General features: G+C 66.6%; 11 protein-coding genes. 10 read left to right on the top strand and 1 reads right to left on the bottom strand.

Going from position 1 to position 15,694, the window contains the following annotated elements; all coding sequences use genetic code 11:
* Nucleotides 1-25 precede the first annotated feature (25 nt).
* The 5 genes from E6P78_RS22360 to E6P78_RS22335 all read left to right on the top strand — a co-directional run bounded on the left by E6P78_RS22360 (nt 26) and on the right by E6P78_RS22335 (nt 5,167).
* Nucleotides 26-1,255 (top strand): helix-turn-helix domain-containing protein, encoded by a 1,230-nt coding sequence (locus E6P78_RS22360; protein WP_136205416.1) that lies wholly within the window; start codon nt 26-28, stop codon nt 1,253-1,255.
* Nucleotides 1,256-1,433: 178 nt separating this feature from the next.
* The gene (locus E6P78_RS22355; protein ID WP_240799319.1) at nt 1,434-1,757 is read left to right on the top strand and encodes a hypothetical protein; all 324 of its coding nucleotides are present in this window, start codon (nt 1,434-1,436) and stop codon (nt 1,755-1,757) included.
* 391 nt (nt 1,758-2,148) lie between these two features.
* Complete coding sequence (locus tag E6P78_RS22345; RefSeq protein WP_136205413.1) at nt 2,149-3,381, top strand: hypothetical protein; 1,233 nt, start codon at nt 2,149-2,151, stop codon at nt 3,379-3,381.
* A 107-nt stretch (nt 3,382-3,488) separates the two neighbouring features.
* A complete protein-coding gene (locus E6P78_RS22340; RefSeq protein ID WP_136205412.1) occupies nt 3,489-4,811 on the top strand; it encodes a UDP-glucose/GDP-mannose dehydrogenase family protein in 1,323 nt (440 codons plus the stop codon).
* Nucleotides 4,812-4,837: 26 nt separating this feature from the next.
* The gene (locus E6P78_RS22335) at nt 4,838-5,167 is read left to right on the top strand and encodes a MazG-like family protein (protein WP_136205411.1); all 330 of its coding nucleotides are present in this window, start codon (nt 4,838-4,840) and stop codon (nt 5,165-5,167) included.
* A 676-nt stretch (nt 5,168-5,843) separates the two neighbouring features.
* On the opposite strand, the gene E6P78_RS22330 is transcribed toward E6P78_RS22335, so the two are convergent.
* Nucleotides 5,844-6,791, bottom strand: coding sequence for a DUF4365 domain-containing protein (locus tag E6P78_RS22330; protein ID WP_168712680.1), 948 nt, complete (start codon nt 6,789-6,791; stop codon nt 5,844-5,846).
* A gap of 803 nt (nt 6,792-7,594) precedes the next feature.
* Between E6P78_RS22330 and E6P78_RS22320 the strand changes: the two genes are divergently transcribed.
* From E6P78_RS22320 to E6P78_RS22295, 5 genes are all read left to right on the top strand, one after another.
* Nucleotides 7,595-8,116 carry an SLATT domain-containing protein gene (locus E6P78_RS22320; protein WP_109917026.1) on the top strand — a complete coding sequence of 174 codons (522 nt, stop codon included), beginning with the start codon at nt 7,595-7,597 and terminating at the stop codon, nt 8,114-8,116.
* A gap of 2 nt (nt 8,117-8,118) precedes the next feature.
* Nucleotides 8,119-8,997, top strand: a complete 879-nt coding sequence (locus E6P78_RS22315) for a hypothetical protein (protein ID WP_136205409.1) — start codon at nt 8,119-8,121, stop codon at nt 8,995-8,997.
* 842 nt (nt 8,998-9,839) lie between these two features.
* Nucleotides 9,840-10,298 (top strand): hypothetical protein, encoded by a 459-nt coding sequence (locus tag E6P78_RS22305; protein WP_136205408.1) that lies wholly within the window; start codon nt 9,840-9,842, stop codon nt 10,296-10,298.
* Nucleotides 10,295-10,942 carry a hypothetical protein gene (locus tag E6P78_RS22300; protein ID WP_136205407.1) on the top strand — a complete coding sequence of 216 codons (648 nt, stop codon included), beginning with the start codon at nt 10,295-10,297 and terminating at the stop codon, nt 10,940-10,942. The genes E6P78_RS22305 and E6P78_RS22300 overlap by 4 nt, the downstream gene beginning before the upstream one ends.
* A 3-nt stretch (nt 10,943-10,945) precedes the next feature.
* Nucleotides 10,946-15,691, top strand: a complete 4,746-nt coding sequence (locus tag E6P78_RS22295) for a putative T7SS-secreted protein (RefSeq protein WP_136205406.1) — start codon at nt 10,946-10,948, stop codon at nt 15,689-15,691.
* The last annotated feature ends 3 nt before the right edge of the window (nt 15,692-15,694 follow it).

Raw genomic sequence — 15,694 nt, 5'->3', positions numbered from 1 at the left:
CGTCCGGCGGCCGGGAGGTGTCCTGATGCTGGAGGAAGCCGAGGAGATCGGCAAGCGCGTCCGCAGGGCGAGGCTGCGGTTGGGCATGCCGCAGGCCGACCTGGCGACGGCCCTGGGGAAGTCGCAGGGCTGGGTGTCGAAGATGGAACGTGGCCTGATCGAGCTGGACCGGGTCGGGCTGCTCAACCAGGTAGCCGCGGAGCTGCACGTCCATCCGAACGACCTGATCGGGCGGCCGTACAGCAGCTCCCCAGACGACAACCAGTGGCAGGTTGCCGCCTCGTCGATCTTGCGCGAGCTGCGCCGCTACGACCTCGTCCCCGTCTTCGACGGGGCTCCGCGGCCCGCATCACAGCTGTGGCGTGAGGTGACCCGGCTGCACCGCTTGCGGGACACCGCTTCCAACGTGGCGATTCTCCGCGTTCTCCCGGACCTGTTCCGCGAGGCGCGCGCCCTGGCTGAGGAGTCGGAGGGGCACGAGCGGGAGGAGGCGTTTGCCATCTACGCCGTGTGCTGCAAGTTCGCACACACCGCCGCCCACTCCCTCGGGCACCCCGAACTGGTCGCCATGGCCTGCGAGCGGGCAGCCTGGTCAGCCAGGTTGTCGGGAGATCCGGTGCTGCCCGCCGTCGCCGACTGGATGAGGGTCTGGGACATGTGGGCGACGGCTGACTGGGCCGACGCTCTGACGCTCTCGGACAAGGCAATCACCTCGGTGGAGCAGGAGTACGACCGTGGTGAGCCGCTGGCCGTGCGGGCCTGGGGCACGCTGCAGCTACGGGCTGCGGTCTCCGCCGCCCGAGCCGGCCGCGCCTCGGAGGCCGAAGACCGGATCGGACACGCGAAGGCTGCTGCCGAGCGCATGGACGCTTATGTCGGGGCACCTGTGTACGACCGGCATTCGCTGACGTTCTCCGCCGGGAACGTGCAGATCCACGCGATTAGCGTGGCTCTGGAAATGGGCGAGCAGGGCAAGGCACTGGAGATAAACCGCCGTACCAGCCCAGTACTGGTCGGGACACTGCCCAACTCCCGGCAGGGTCACCACCACATGGACGTCGCGCGCGCCTGGCTGTGGGACGGGAACCGGGGCAAGGCCCTGGCCGAGTTGGAGACGGCTGAGCGGATCGCGCCCCAGCTCGTGCGGAACCACCCCATCGCCCGTTCGACGCTTCGCAGCATCGTCTACGCGGAACGAGCAGCCACGCGGGAGAAGCTGCGGCGCATGTCCGACCGCTTCCACCTGGACGGATAGGGGTCATATTCCTCCGGCTCATATTCGAGGTTTGTCCTGACCCTAACTTCAGGGCATGACGCCACGACGTTCTCCCCACCTCCCTTCCCAGGGAGCCGGGTTAGGTACGGCAGCTCCCTTCGTTCCCCGGCTCGGCGACCTCGCCACCGACAGCGCCCGTGACGACCGTGTGGGGGTCGTGGTCGCCCTCCCTGGTGAGGGCTCCGCCACGACCTACCACCTGCGCCCTCCCGGGGGCGGGACCCAGTGGTCCGCGCCCGCCGACGGGACGACGCTCAAGCCCGTGCCGGTGAAGGCCACGCACGCCACGCTGCTGGCCGGCCGGGACGCGGTCTACGACCCGAGGGCCCAGCAAGGGTCGGTTCCCGTCGAGTTCCACTTCGATGACGGCTCGACCCTCGACGGCGCGCTCATCCTCACCTCTGCTGAGCTGGAGCGGTTGTACGCGCAGACCAGCCGCCTCCTCGTCGCCCACGAACACACCCTCGGCGGCACCTCGTGACCGGGGCTCGGCGCCGCCATGCCCGAAACGCCGCGTCCAGAACCGCACGGTCCGACCACGGAGGCCGAATCGCGTTCACCTTTCTGGCCGTCGTCGGCCTGGTCGGCCCGGCCTGGGCACTGCGTGAGCACGCCGGCCCGTTCCTTGAAGGAGCTGGCCATCGGCCCACCGCCGTCGCACCGGACGCGAGCCTGCCCTCCGACCGCTGAGGCCGCTCCCGATACCGATGCCGTCTGCCCGCGCTCGACCGCCGGAGCCTCCCACGCTGCTCTCTCGTCGAGCGGCGCTGAAGAACCGCCCCGCTCAGCGCGGCTTCGGCTGCCCGGAGCGGGACGGCCTGCACCTCGTCAGCCATCTGGAACATCCACGCGTGATTCCCCAGGGAGGGATCATGGACATCCCGTACATCGTCATCGACCAGCTCGTCCCCGACCAGCAGCAGGTCTGGAAGACGTACTTCGGCGACGCCGACCGCCCCCGCTACATCGAAGAAGGCATCTGGCGCCGCACCCAGGAGAAGGCCACCGCCAGCCAGTCCGGCTGGGCGGCCTCCGACGACGCACGGCGGCGGATCATCCACTACCGCTACCGGTACGGCCTGGTGCCCACCACGGCTGCGCCGGCCATCGGCTTGACCGACCTGTACCTCTATCACTCCGCGTCCGCCCCGGCCGACGAGGTCGCCGCGCACCAAGACGCCCTGTGGGATTCGCTCGCCGCTGGCGGCTGGAAGGAGGCTCCCGGTGGATTCTTATGGACCCGACGGGATCTGAAGTGCCGGATCACCGAGCACGACGCCCACCCCCAAGACGCCGCTGCGGGCCGCACCCTCCCAGCCGGCTACCGGAGCCTGGACGTGCAGATCGCCTCTGTGTCCTACGCGCCGCCGCCCGCTGTCCGGCAACTGCCGTGGAACGTGCTCTCCACCGGAATCCGGTTCAAAGACCGCCCCGGCACGCCGACCCGCGTGCCGGACCTATCCGTCCTCGCGAACCTGCGACCGTTCCAGGTGGAGATCGGATGCGGTACGTCGGTCGAGGCGGGCATCCCGCCCCTGCACCGGCTCCACGAGATCTACCGGGTCACCGACCGCCAGGGCCACGAGCCGCGGGAGCACCGCTTCACCCTCTCCCCGACAGCGGACACACTTCTCCATGAGGTGCTGACGGAGCCGGAGGAGAAGACGGCAGAATTCGTGGAGATGTTCCGTGCGTGCTTCCTGGCCGAGCCGACCCCAGCCATGTGGGCGTTGAAGGAGTTGAAGGACGCCGGGCACCTCGTCGGTCCGGTCATCACCAACAACTTCGACGTGCTCGCCGCGCGTGCCGGGCTCGACGAGTGCTTTATGCGCCGCTACGACCAAGCCGTACCCGACGTCGATTGGATCGACGGCGCCAAGGCACTCCTCGTCGTCGGCCTGCACGCCGACCGACGCAAGGTCCAGGCTCGCGCCCGCGCTCGCGGCATGCAGATCGTCTACCTGGACCCGGAGGGCTTCTGGCACGACGGCCAGTTCATGCCCTACCCGCTGGAAGGGCCCCAGGACGGTGACCTGGTGTGCCGGGCAACCGCCGCTGAGGCGCTGCCCGCACTCGTCAAACTCCTGAAGCAGCACGCTGGTTGATTCACCTGCACGAAGAGGGCCGCGCCGGGTGGTGACGCTAGCGTGACGCACCCGGCCGGCCCGGACTCACCGGGCGGGCGAGAGGCAAGGAAAGGAGCGTCGACCCCATGCGCGTATCCGTCATCGGCTGCGGTCACCTGGGCATCCCCCACGCCGCTGCCATGGCCGAGATCGGCCACGAGGTCATCGGCGTGGACCTGGACCAGGCGAAGATCGACCGCCTCAACGCCGGCGAGTGCCCCATCTACGAGGACGGCCTGCCCGAACTCCTCACCACCCACACCGCCACTGGACGCCTGCGGTTCAGCACCAGCCTCGAAGAGGCGGCCGAGTTCGCGTCCGTCCACTTCCTCGCCGTGGGCACGCCGATCGACGCGGACGGACGGAGCTACGACACCGGACAGGTCTTCGGCGCCGCCCGCGCCCTCGCCCCGCACCTCACCCGTGCGGCAGTGGTCATCGGCAAGTCCACCGTCACCGTCGGCACCTCACGCGACCTCGGCGCACTCCTCGCGCGTCTCTCCCCGGCGGGTGAGGACGTGGAGGTCGTCTGGAACCCGGAGTTCCTCCGCGAGGGCCACGCCATCGACGACACCCTGCGACCCGACCGGATCGTCGTAGGCGTCCCCTCGGCCCGCGCAGAGGACGCCGTACGCCAGGTTTACGCACCTCTCCTGGCGAACGGGATCCCGCTGTTCGTCACCGACCCCGCCACCGCCGAACTCATCAAGGGCGCCGCCAACGCCTACCTCGGCATGAAGATCTCCTTCATCAACGGCGTCGCCGACATGTGCACCGCCGCCGGAGCCGACGTCCAGCAGCTCACCGAGGCCATCGGCCTCGACCCCCGTATCGGCCGCGGCGGTCTCAACGCCGGCCCCGGTTATGGCGGCGGTTGCCTCCCGAAGGACGTCCGCGCCTTCACCGCATCCGCCCGCACCCTGGGCGCCACCGAGGCAGCGACCATGCTGCGAGCCGCCGAGGAGGTCAACGAATCCCGCCCCACCGCCGCACTGAGGCTCATCGAGCAGACGCTCGGCCGCCCCGTCGACGGCGTACGCATCACCGTCTGGGGCGCCTCCTTCAAGGCAGGCACCGACGATGTCCGCGAATCCCCGGCCCTGGCGATCGCCGCCCTCATGCACCAGCGCGGCGCGACCGTCACCGTCCACGACCCGCACGCCGTGCCCACGGCACTGCGCCGGCACCCGGAGCTCGACTACGCCGAAGCCCTCGACAACTCCGTCCAGGGCGCCCAACTAATCGTCCTGGCTACCGAGTGGCCCCACTTCCGAGAGGCCGACCCCAAGGCCCTCGCCCCACTGGTCGCGGCCCCGGTCCTCGTCGACCTCCGCAACCTCATCGACGCCGACGCCTGGCGCATGGCCGGATGGACCGTACGCCAGCTCGGACGTCCCGCACAGGAATAACCGAACCCATCGATCGGAGGTCCGACGTGGACACCCTGTGGGACAACATCGAGAAGCTCTCCGTCGTCTGCCGAGCGGCCGGCGCCCACCTCCCCGACGAGGAACTCAAAGCCCTCCAGGTGGGCAAGGTCGCCGAGGAAGCCGGCGAGGCAATGCACGCCCTCCACGGCCTGAAGGGCCTCACCACCTGCGGCGACGACCACACCTGGTCCGAAGTCCAGAACGACCTGGTCGGCGCGGTCATCGCCGCCCTCCTGGCGATGCACTACATCGACCCCACGGGCGCCCGCGCCACCTTCGACGAAGTTCTCCACCACCGCACACGTAGGGGCCGTAAGGCCGCCACATCTGCCTGACAATCTCCGGACCCGCCGTCGGCCGCTCCCACCAGGTGCGGTCGACGGCCATGTTCGGGCACGACCCACGCAGTGCCCGACTTCAGCGTGGTAGATCTTTCCCTACTTCATCAAGGCACCCGGCTTTGGTTGCGCCCGCGCTCCTGCCTCCGGCCCGCTCGGCGCTGCCGCCGCCGACGCGCGCCCACGAGAGATAGGCCCGGAGTGCATGGGACGAGAACCAAGCCCGCGGCTTCAAGATGATGCCTCCGGCGGGGCGCTCAGACTCCGGGATGGGAGGGGCGCCGTACGCGAGTGCCAGCGGATTCGTGGTGAGCTTTGTGGGCTCCCATCCCGACCACCTTCGCCCCAGGCAGAGCCGAGCGGTCGCGGCCCAGGGCGTCAGAGCTCCGGCGATGCGGACTGGACATCGCCCTTAAGCAAGTGCTCGACCTCCAAGGCGTCACGTGCAAGCCTGAGAACAAACGAACTGGCACATCGTCGTCCGTGAAGATAAATAGGGACGCCCGAACCGGCCCACATCACTACAGGGTGAGCTTCCACAAAATCCTGGTTGCAGAGGAAGCACCGCCGATCCGCCGAAGGATAGAGATGGGCGCCGGGGGTGACCACCGACATTCTTGTCCTCTCAGTTCAGATGTCGCCAACATGAGGCTTTGGACTGACCACCGTTTTGCTATGTAGAGCGACGCTTCTTTCTAGCCACTTCGCGCTTGATATAAAATGTCAACAGGGTGAGCAAACCGAAATGAGAAATCAGCACACTAGAAACCACTAACGCCTCACCCATCCATTCTGACCCCCTTCCTTCATCATCCATCACGGGGATCCATAGGTAGAGTCCGCAAACAGCGATCAGCCAGTTCCCTGTCTCCTCCGGGCGGCGCCCTGCGCGCAACTCAAAGAAGATCGTAAGCGTCATCCAAGAGATAAAAATGTACAGGCTTCCTACAGTAAGGACAGGACTAAGATCCGTGTAATTTTTTACGTAACGCACCTGATAGGGCCACTCATACACCAGCAGGCTAGCAAGCAGAAAAAGGGGGCAAGTCTGAAGTATGAACCGCGCGACCCGCTTTGCCCGTTGCTCGTGACGAAATAGCAGCTCTGCCCATCCCTCGAAGAGCGGGTTGGGTACATTGTTGGGATCAAGGCCGTCCAGCGCCCGGGAAACTGCGGCAAATGCTTCCTCTAGCGTGAATTCCCGCAGCCGCATGCCGGTCGAGTCGATGTAAGACTCAATCGCGGAGATAAAATCAGGGATAGTCCCCGAATTCAGAAGGGAGGCTTGAGGGATACTTACGCGCTTGACGACACCCTTGGCGTTTTCGAGCGCAGCCGTCAGGTTTACCCAATAAAGCTTCCTCATTTCGAGATCATAGACAATACCCACAACGGGGATCTTGCTATTTTTCCAGTCCTCGTAATGATCCTCGATCGCAATGCTATAGCCCTTGGCGCGCTTATATTTCCTACCGGACTTCACCTGGATAGCGAGAACGTGCCCGGTTCGGCGCCCGTCTCTCGTCAGGAGGACATGCAAATCCTCGCCGTGGTCATTACCGCCTTCGATCTCTTGGACAATGTGATTATGATCTTCTAGCAGCGTCCGAATGGCGTTCACGCCAGCTCGCTCGATGCGGCGGTTTGGCCTAACCCGTGCCATGCTCCCCCCAAGGTCGCATCCACGATAACGACGGTCTGGTCTGGGAAGTTGCGATCTCCGAAACTCCTCGGAGACTAGTTGGGCGGGGCCGCCCGCTGCCCGGGACCGACCGGGGCGTCCCGCTCTTGTTGCGGTCGTCGCCAAGTATCGACCTGCACTCTTGAGGTGGTCGTCAGCGACCGTGCGGTACAGCAACCGCCGCAACCCCAGCTGATCTATCTCAGTCACCACCGTTGCCGCGACCAGGTCGAGTGACCTCAGTGACCCTCGTGACTGTAGTTCGCATCAAGGGGCAACTCGACTGCCTTGTCAGTGCCGCCTTCTAGAGTGACCCCATCACCGGAGTCACCCTGGGGGATGTGTGTCCACCTGGCTTCTGAGCTGCACCCCGAAAAAGTTTGACCTTGAAGGGCACCGCCGCGACGGCCACGTTCTGAGCTCGCGGACCGTAGTTCGCTACGTGAGTGAGCTGGCGGCCGGCGATGAGTTCGTGATGTGGGTGGGTGGCCCTCACGCCGGAGGGGTCGCATACGGTCGCTTCACCGGTCCCGCAGTGGAGGTCCGTAGGTCGGCCGCTCGACCGCCCGCCCTCCCTCAGGCTGGTTCTGAGCGGCTGAGCATGCTGCACGCTGGCGGCCATGGCAAAACGTCACACCACATGCACACCGCTGGCCCACCGTGAACCCACCTGCCTACACTGGCCGGTTACCCCAGTTGCCCCATTCCCACTGCTACGCGGTTCCTGACCCAATGAGGTGTTCGTGTCACTGATTCCCAGCGGCCTCCCTGAGTCGCACAGGGGCATCGCGCAAGAAGCCGACCGCATCCACGAGAGTGCGTTGTGGAGTGCTCAAGGACAGTTCGAGCAGGCCAAGTTGTGGCGGCTCATCAACCTAATGCTCGGTGTCCCGGCAGCAGCGCTTGCCGCCATCTCTGGCGGAACTGCCCTCGGTGGCAACCTCGGTATCTGGCCCGGGGTGTTGGCCCTTATCTCGGCCGCGTTCAGCGCCACCCTGACCACCGTGAACGCGTCGCGTCGTATGACACAGGCGCAGGCGTCGGCGAACGCCTACCTTCAGTTGCAGACAGCCGCCCGACAGTTTCTCGCGATCGACCTGGTCGATATGAGCCGCGAGGACGCGCGAGACACGTTGCGCAACCTCACCAACACTCGGGATGAGCTCAACAAGACGTCAGACCCACCGGGCCGCCTGGCCTACAAAAAGTCCAGCAAGAACATCAGCGGCGGTGGCCAGAGCTACGCCACGGACGAGGGGGAGTAAAAATGGCAACGACCACCGTGGCCGCGTTCAACGAGTTCGACCTCGAGACGAAGCCCTCATCTGCCACCCGGACCAAGGTCTACGGACGCCGAGATGCAGTCGTGAACGTCATAAAGGCAGCATTTCCTGCCGGTAACGACATCCGCTATCAGTCCCACAAGATCATCGGCTCGCTCGGGCGGAACACCGCTTGCAATCCTGTCGATGACATTGACCTCATGGTCCATATGCATGTCGACCAGGACTTGTGGAACCGAAGATACCGAGAAAACTCCTCCGAGTTTCTGTATCGGGTGCGGAAGGTGCTTAACGAAAACTCGCCCGTACGCAAGGTTGGCGCTCGTGGTCAGGCTGTGCGGTTCTTCTACGCCGACGGCTTGAGCGTGGACGTGGCTCCGGTCGAAAAATACACAAGTGGCGATTTCGGCATCCCTGATGGTGCGGGTAACTGGTTGACCACCAATCCCAATAAACACGAGACATACCTCGACGATCGCAACAACGCCTTGGGCGGTAACCTCAAGAGAGTCATCCGGTTCGCCAAGAAATGGAATAAGGCACACAGCTCGCGTCTCTCCTCCTTCCATCTTGAGATGTTGGTTGCGCGGACGTACGGAACTCTGGGAAACAACTCAAGGGCAGCGCTGCGATTGTTCTTCGACTACAACCTTTACAATCTCTCCGTACAGGACCCCGCCGGGTTTAGCGGCGACCTTTCCACCTACTTGAGTTGGGCGAGCAAGGATGCCGCAAATGACAGCCTGAAGAGTGCTCGGGATAGAGCGGACTTGGCATTGGCCGCTGAGAACCGGGGCGACCACCGTGAAGCTATCCGTCTCTGGCGGATCATCCTGGGCAATGACTTCCCTATGTATGGGTGACAACTCCCACATCGCTCTTTACGGCAACCTGCATGACCTCCAACGACCGGACTCTCCAGAGCTACGGATCAGAAGGTCTCTGACATCCGCTGCTGAAATCAACCGCGCCGGACAGGGGCGTACATGGGCACCTTATGCCGTCGCTGTCGGACGTCAGCAGGGCGACCGGTTTCGGCTGGCGCAGTGCGACCTCGGCGACAGTGGCGTCGATGGCGTACTTGTGTCCGTGGGGCCCAGTTCAAGCGTGGGATGTTGGTGCGGGAGGGTGTCGACGGCACCTCGAGTTCCGCGGTCATGACGGCCGGAGCTCCGCCCCGGGGCGCCCTCGTGCGGCGACCCGGGGCATGCAACTTGGCGGGCACCGCTGCACCGCCACCACTCGTGCCCCATCCGTGCCCAGCAGAGCGGACAACAGCGGTCAGATACGGCTCCCAGAGACCCCGGCTGTCCACCTGCCCAATGCGAAATCGCAGGTCAGAGCCCCTCTGACAACTCAAGCACCGTTGATTCCCAAGCTCAGAGCGCGAGTTCGATTCTCGTCACCCGCTCTTTGAAAGAAGCCCCAGGTCAGCGGCCGGGGGCTTCTTTGTTGTCTGGCCCACGGTATGTCTCCCGTGAGCTGTGCTACCGGCGTCCTGGTGTGCACTGAGAACGCAGGCACTGTCACCCAGCGCGGTGGCCGCGTGGACCAGGCTGTCCGCCGCCGGTGCTCCCGTACCTCACTCAACCTTCACGCCCCCGCCGGCCGAAGGCAGCCATGGCCGACGGAACTGCCGATCCTTGCGCGGGCGTGGTGTTCTACGGTGTTCGGGACCGATCGGCGGATGGTGTACGGGGGTTTCATGGCCGAGGGGACAGTGCTGGCGGAGCGGATAGCGGACCAGCGGGCCGGGGTGGGTGATCCGCGGGCGCTGCTGGGGGAGTTCCGGCGGGCGTTGGTGCTGGTACCCATCGACGGCGGCGGGTTGTGGACCGCGGAGTCCGGCGGGGTCCGCTGGGTGTGCGGGTTCACGGACGAGGTGGCGTTGGCCCGGTTCGCTCAGGCGCGGAACGCACTCGACGGTGGCGGGGGCGCCGGGCGGTCGTGGGAGATCGCGGAGTTGCGGGGTGCGCGGTTGCTGGACGAGATCGTTCCGGCGATGGGGGTGCCGGCGGGGGTCGCGGTGAACATCGCCGACCCCGACGGGTCAATGTTCTTCCCGCCGGTGGCGGGGATCGTTCCGGATGCGGTCGCCATCGACGAGCAGGACGCGGAGGCTTCGACTGTCGTACCGGGCCACGGTCAGGGGCAGGGGCGATGAGCGGCGGTGCGGGGGATCTGCACATAGATCCGGCGAGCGTCAAGAAGATCACCAGTGGTCTGCGGGCGGCGGTGGACGAGCTGGAGGAGATCGGTTCCGGCACCGGGGCGGTCCTGGGCAAGGGGGTGTCGGGCCTGTCGATGACCGGTATGGAGGCCGGGCACTACGGGTTGTCGGTGACGTTCGAGGACTTCTGCGAGCGGTGGGAGTGGGGGGTCCGGGCGCTGGTCCAGGACGCCAACGCCATCGCGGCGAAGCTGGGCCTGTCCGCCGGGGTCTTGTGGGAGGAGGACCAGTACATCGAGGGCACGCTGAAGATCGTGGTCAACGCCGGTGTGGGCAATCCGAACGCGTCCGAGGCCGACATTGTCAAGCAGGGTTGGGGGGACGTGCTCACTCCGGACTACCTGAGCCCCGACTACAGCCCGGAGTCGTTCCAGCGGGCCGGGGACGAGGCCGGGCAGACCTGGAAGGACACCGGCCGGGCCCTGGTGACCGAGGGCAACGGCGGCCGGCAGGCCGAGCTGATGAACCAGTTGCTCGGCGTCGACCAGGAGGCCTTCGACCGGCAGGTCGACGAGACGTTCGGGCCCTCACCGGAGGAGCGGTCCCGCCAACAGCAGCAGGGCAACGGGGGGAACTGATCCATGGGACTCGGGGATCTTGTCAGCGATCTGACACCGGACGTCATCGAGGACGCCGTCGAGGACGGCGCGAAGTGGGTCGGTGACCGGGTCGAGGACGCGGGGAACTGGACGGCCGACCGGCTGGAGGACGTGGGCTGGGACTCCGGCGCGGACTGGGTACGTGAACAGTCACGCTCGGTCGCGAACCGGATGGGCGCCGAGGTCGACGAGATGGACCTCGGGCAGACCGAGGACAAGAAGAAGCTGATCTACGGCAGCCCTTCCGAAATCCGCTCCTCGGCCGGTCATCTCAAAGCCCTGCAGGGCGCGTTCGACAAGGTCGGTGGCGGGCTCAAGGGGCTGGACGCCTCCGAGCTCAAAGGGAAGACGGCGGACGCGTTCCGGGAGTCGGTCTCCGTGGAGCCTCCCCAGTGGTTCAAGGCCTCCGACGCCTTCGAGAAGGCCGCGGGCGCGTTGGAGTCGTTCGCCGGGACGGTCGAATGGGCGCAGGGTCAGGCCCAGTTGGCGATCGACAAGTGGAAGTCGGGTACCAAGGCCTCCGAGGAGGCGATGGACGCCCACAAGGAGAAGTGCGACACGTTCAACAAGGCCGTCGACACGTACAACGCCCTGCCCTCCGACAAACGCGACCCGTCCACGCTGCCGCCCAGGCCCGGTGAGTTCACCGATCCGGGCAAGGCGCGCATGGAGGAGGCGCAGCAACTCCTCGCGGAGGCCCATACGCAGCGCAACACCGCAGCCGAGACCGCCCGCACCGCCGTGGCCGCCGCGCGGGACGCCGCGCCGAAGAAGCCGAGCTACGCCGACCACGTCGCCGACGGGCTCGCCGAGACCCAGATCATGAACACCCACTTCGTCGGCGGGATAGCCAAGGGCACGGCCGGGCTCCTCAACTTCGTGCGCACCGTCAACCCGATGGACCCGTACAACCTCACCCACCCCGCCGAGTACGCCCTCGCGCTGAACAACACCGCCGCCGGACTCGTCCAGGTCGCCAACGACCCCTGGGGCGCCGGCAAGCAGATGGTCACCGAGTTCATGAAGGACCCCGCCGAAGGACTCGGCCGCCTCGTCCCCGACCTGGCCCTCACCGCCGCGACCGGCGGCGGAGGCGCCGCGGTCAAGGGAGCCCGCACCGCCAAAGAACTCGCAGACCTCGCCCAGGACGCGAACAAGGCCCGCCGCCTCATCGACGACGCCCCCGAAGGCACCCACAACCGCACCCCCGAGGAACGCGCCACCAAGGGCACCGACCCGGTCGACCTCGCCTCCGGCCGCATGTTCCTGCCCCAGACCGACATCGTGCTCCCTGGCGTCCTACCGCTCGCCTTCACCCGCCGCGTCGAATCCGGCTACACCGCAGGCCGCTTCTTCGGCCCCTCCTGGTCCTCCACCGTCGACGAACACCTGGAAATCGACGCCAACGGCGTCATCCACATCACCGACGACGGCCGCCTCATCACCTACCCCCACCCCGCCCCCGGCCTTCCCACACACCCCGAAACTGGGACCTCACGCAGCATCCTGGAACGCGACGCATCCGGCGACTACACGCTCACCGACCCCGACACCGGCCTCACACGCCACTTCGACGCCCCACACGGAACCGACCCCGGCGAAGACGGCACCGCCTGGCTCGACGAGATCAGCGACCGCAACAACAACACCATCACCTTCGACCGCACCGACGACGGCACACCCCTCGCACTCGTCCACTCCGCCGGCCACCACCTGAAGCTGGCACTGGCAGACCGACTCGTTACGAGCCTGGCGCTTACCCCCACGACCGGCGAGAACGGGCTCACGACCGCCGACCCAACCGCGGCCCTCCCCCTGCGCACCTACGGATACACCGACGGCAACCTCACCAACGTCACCAAACCATCCGGCGCCACCCTCACCTTCACCTACGACGAACGCCACAGGGTGACAGCGTGGATCGATTCCAACAACAGCCGATACAGCTACGCCTACGACGACCGGGACCGCGTCGTCGCGGAGGGTGGTGAGGCGGGCCACTTCCAGCTCACCCTGACATACACCGAACCCGATCCGCCCACGGGCAACCGGACCACTACCCTCACCACCGCCGACGGCCGCTCCACCCGTCATCTCGTCGACGGCAGGTGCCGAGTCCTGGCCACCACCGACCCATTGGGCAACACCACCCGCGACACCTTCGACGCCCGTGGACACCGGCTGACGCACACCGACGCGCTTGGGCACACCACCACGCTGTCTTACGACGAGGAGGGCAGAGTCTCCGGGATCACGCAGGCGGACGGCGCCCGACTCCGAGTCATGCGGGACCGGCTGGGGCTCGTGACCGAGCTCGTGGAACCGGACGGCTCCCGGCGCCTCCAGGAATTCGACGACCACGGCAATCGAACGGCGGTCACTGATCCCGGCGGCAGCACCACCCGCTACACCTACGACACGGCGGGCCGGGTCACCTCGGTCACCGACGCACTGGGGAACGTGACCAAGGTCCACTGCGACCTGGCCGGATTGCCTGTGGAGATCACCGACCCACTCGGTGGCACCACCCGCTACGACCGGGACCCACTGGGCCGCCCCGTGCGCGCCACCGACCCACTGGGAGCGGTCACCCACCTGCGCTGGTCCCCCAACGGTGAACTCGCAGAGCGCACCGGCCCGGACGGCGGTATCGAGTCATGGACCTACGACGGCGAGGGCAACCGGCTCACCCATACCGATCCCATCGGCGGAACGAGTCGTTTCGAGTACACCCACTTCGACCTCCTGGCGGCCCGAACCGATCCCGACGGAGCCCGCTACGAGTTCACGCACGACGCGGACCTGCGCCTCACCCGGGTCACCAACCCACAGGGACTCACCTGGACGTACGCCTACGACCGCGCCGGCCGACTGGTCTCCGAGACCGATTTCGACGGCCGCACCGCGGGTTACACCGTCGACGCGGCCGGGAGGATGACAGCCTCCGTCACCCCGCTCGGGGAGACCGTCTCCTACTCTCGCGACGCCCTCAGCCGCGTGATCCGCAAGGACGCAGCCGGCCGGGTGACCACATTCGCGTACGACCCCGCAGGACGGCTGGTGCAGGCGAACGGCCCGAGCACCGAGCTGATCTACCAGTACGACCAAGCCGGGCGGGTGAAGACGGAACTTGCGGACGGCCGTGCCACCACGTACGCGTACGACGCGCTGGGACAGCGCACCCGCCGGGTCACCCCCACCGGCCGACGCACCACCTACGGGTACGACGCGGCGGGCCGGCCCGCTGAACTGACCTGCGGTGAACGGCGCATCACCTTCGCCCACGACTCTGCCGGCCGGGAACGAGAACGCTCCTTCGGCGGCGCCCTTACCCTCGCCTCCACCTGGGACGCGGCGGGCCGACTCAGCACCCAGCACCTTGTTGGCCGCGACCGCACCACGCTGAACACACGCGCCTACGCCTACCGCACCGACGGGTACCTCACCGGTCTGGACGACAGCCTCAACGGGTTCCACCGCTTTGACCTGGACGGCGCCGGCCGCGTCACCCGGGTCACGGCTGCCGACTGGAACGAGGCGTACGCCTACGACGCCGCCGGCAACCAAACCGCCGCCACGTGGCCCTCATCCCGCCCGGGCCATGACGCCACCGGCCTCCGTTCGTACACGGGAACCACTATCACCCGTGCTGGGAACACGCGGTACGAGCACGACGCCGCCGGCCGCATCACCCTGCGCCAAAAGGCCAGACTCTCCCGCAAGCCCGACACCTGGCGCTACGAATGGGACGCGGAAGACCGCATGACCGCCGCCACCACCCCGGACGGCACTCGATGGCGGTACCACTACGACCCGCTTGGCCGCCGAATCGCCAAGGAGCGCCTCGGTGACGACCACCGGACCGTGGTCGAGGAGACCCGCTTCACGTGGGACGGCACCACCCTCTGCGAACAAGTCACCACCGCAACCGGGCTGCCCCGGCCCATCGTCCTCACCTGGGACCACCAAGGGCTCGGCCCCCTGGCCCAGACCGAACGCATCCTCTCCGCCGATTCCTCCCAGCACACAGTGGACGAACGCTTCTTCGCCATCGTCACCGACCTGGTCGGCGCACCCACCGAACTCGTCGACGAAACGGGTTCTTTGGCCTGGCACACCCGAACCACCCTCTGGGGCACCACCACCTGGGCCAGACGCAGCACCGCGTACACGCCTCTCCGATTCCCGGGCCAGTATTACGACCCCGAAACCGGCCTCCACCACAACCACCACCGGCATTACGACCCGGAAACAGCCCGCTACACGACACCGGACCCCCTGGGGCTGGCCCCGGCCCCCAACCCGTCGACGTACGTCCACAACCCACACACCTGGTCCGACCCCCTGGGCCTGGCACCTCGTTGTCTGAACGACACAGGGCGGGAGGGCAAGGATGCCAACGAGAATTTCGTGCCGGGCTCGGCCGAGGGCCAGCGGCTCGCCGAACAACTGCGCAGAGAATCAGCCGGCTCCATCTTCAATGAGAACGGCTGGCTCACGCCCGATGCTATCGCCGACTCACGGCGAGTGATCGACGGAGAAAAGATCGGCAACCCCGCAGTGCGTGAGGCCATGACGTCGGACGGAAGCAATCTCAGCGACTGGGGTAAATACACCACCAGGACGCACCAGTCACCTTACGGGGACTTCCAGGTACATTATTATTACAATCCCGAAACGGGGCGGGTTTTGAATTACGACTACAAGGTAATCATGAACAGAAGGTAAGGC

It is taken from the genome of Streptomyces sp. A0958 (genome assembly GCF_004795035.1).
GTDB lineage: Bacteria > Actinomycetota > Actinomycetes > Streptomycetales > Streptomycetaceae > Streptomyces.
This window is presented reverse-complemented; position numbering and strand designations above follow the sequence as displayed.

Coding starts and splice junctions, on each gene's coding strand:
- E6P78_RS22360 (WP_136205416.1), top strand. CDS start 26: ATGCTGGAGGAAGCCGAGGAGATCGGCAAGCGCGTCCGCAGGGCGAGG.
- E6P78_RS22345 (WP_136205413.1), top strand. CDS start 2,149: ATGGACATCCCGTACATCGTCATCGACCAGCTCGTCCCCGACCAGCAG.
- E6P78_RS22340 (WP_136205412.1), top strand. CDS start 3,489: ATGCGCGTATCCGTCATCGGCTGCGGTCACCTGGGCATCCCCCACGCC.
- E6P78_RS22315 (WP_136205409.1), top strand. CDS start 8,119: ATGGCAACGACCACCGTGGCCGCGTTCAACGAGTTCGACCTCGAGACG.
- E6P78_RS22305 (WP_136205408.1), top strand. CDS start 9,840: ATGGCCGAGGGGACAGTGCTGGCGGAGCGGATAGCGGACCAGCGGGCC.
- E6P78_RS22300 (WP_136205407.1), top strand. CDS start 10,295: ATGAGCGGCGGTGCGGGGGATCTGCACATAGATCCGGCGAGCGTCAAG.
- E6P78_RS22295 (WP_136205406.1), top strand. CDS start 10,946: ATGGGACTCGGGGATCTTGTCAGCGATCTGACACCGGACGTCATCGAG.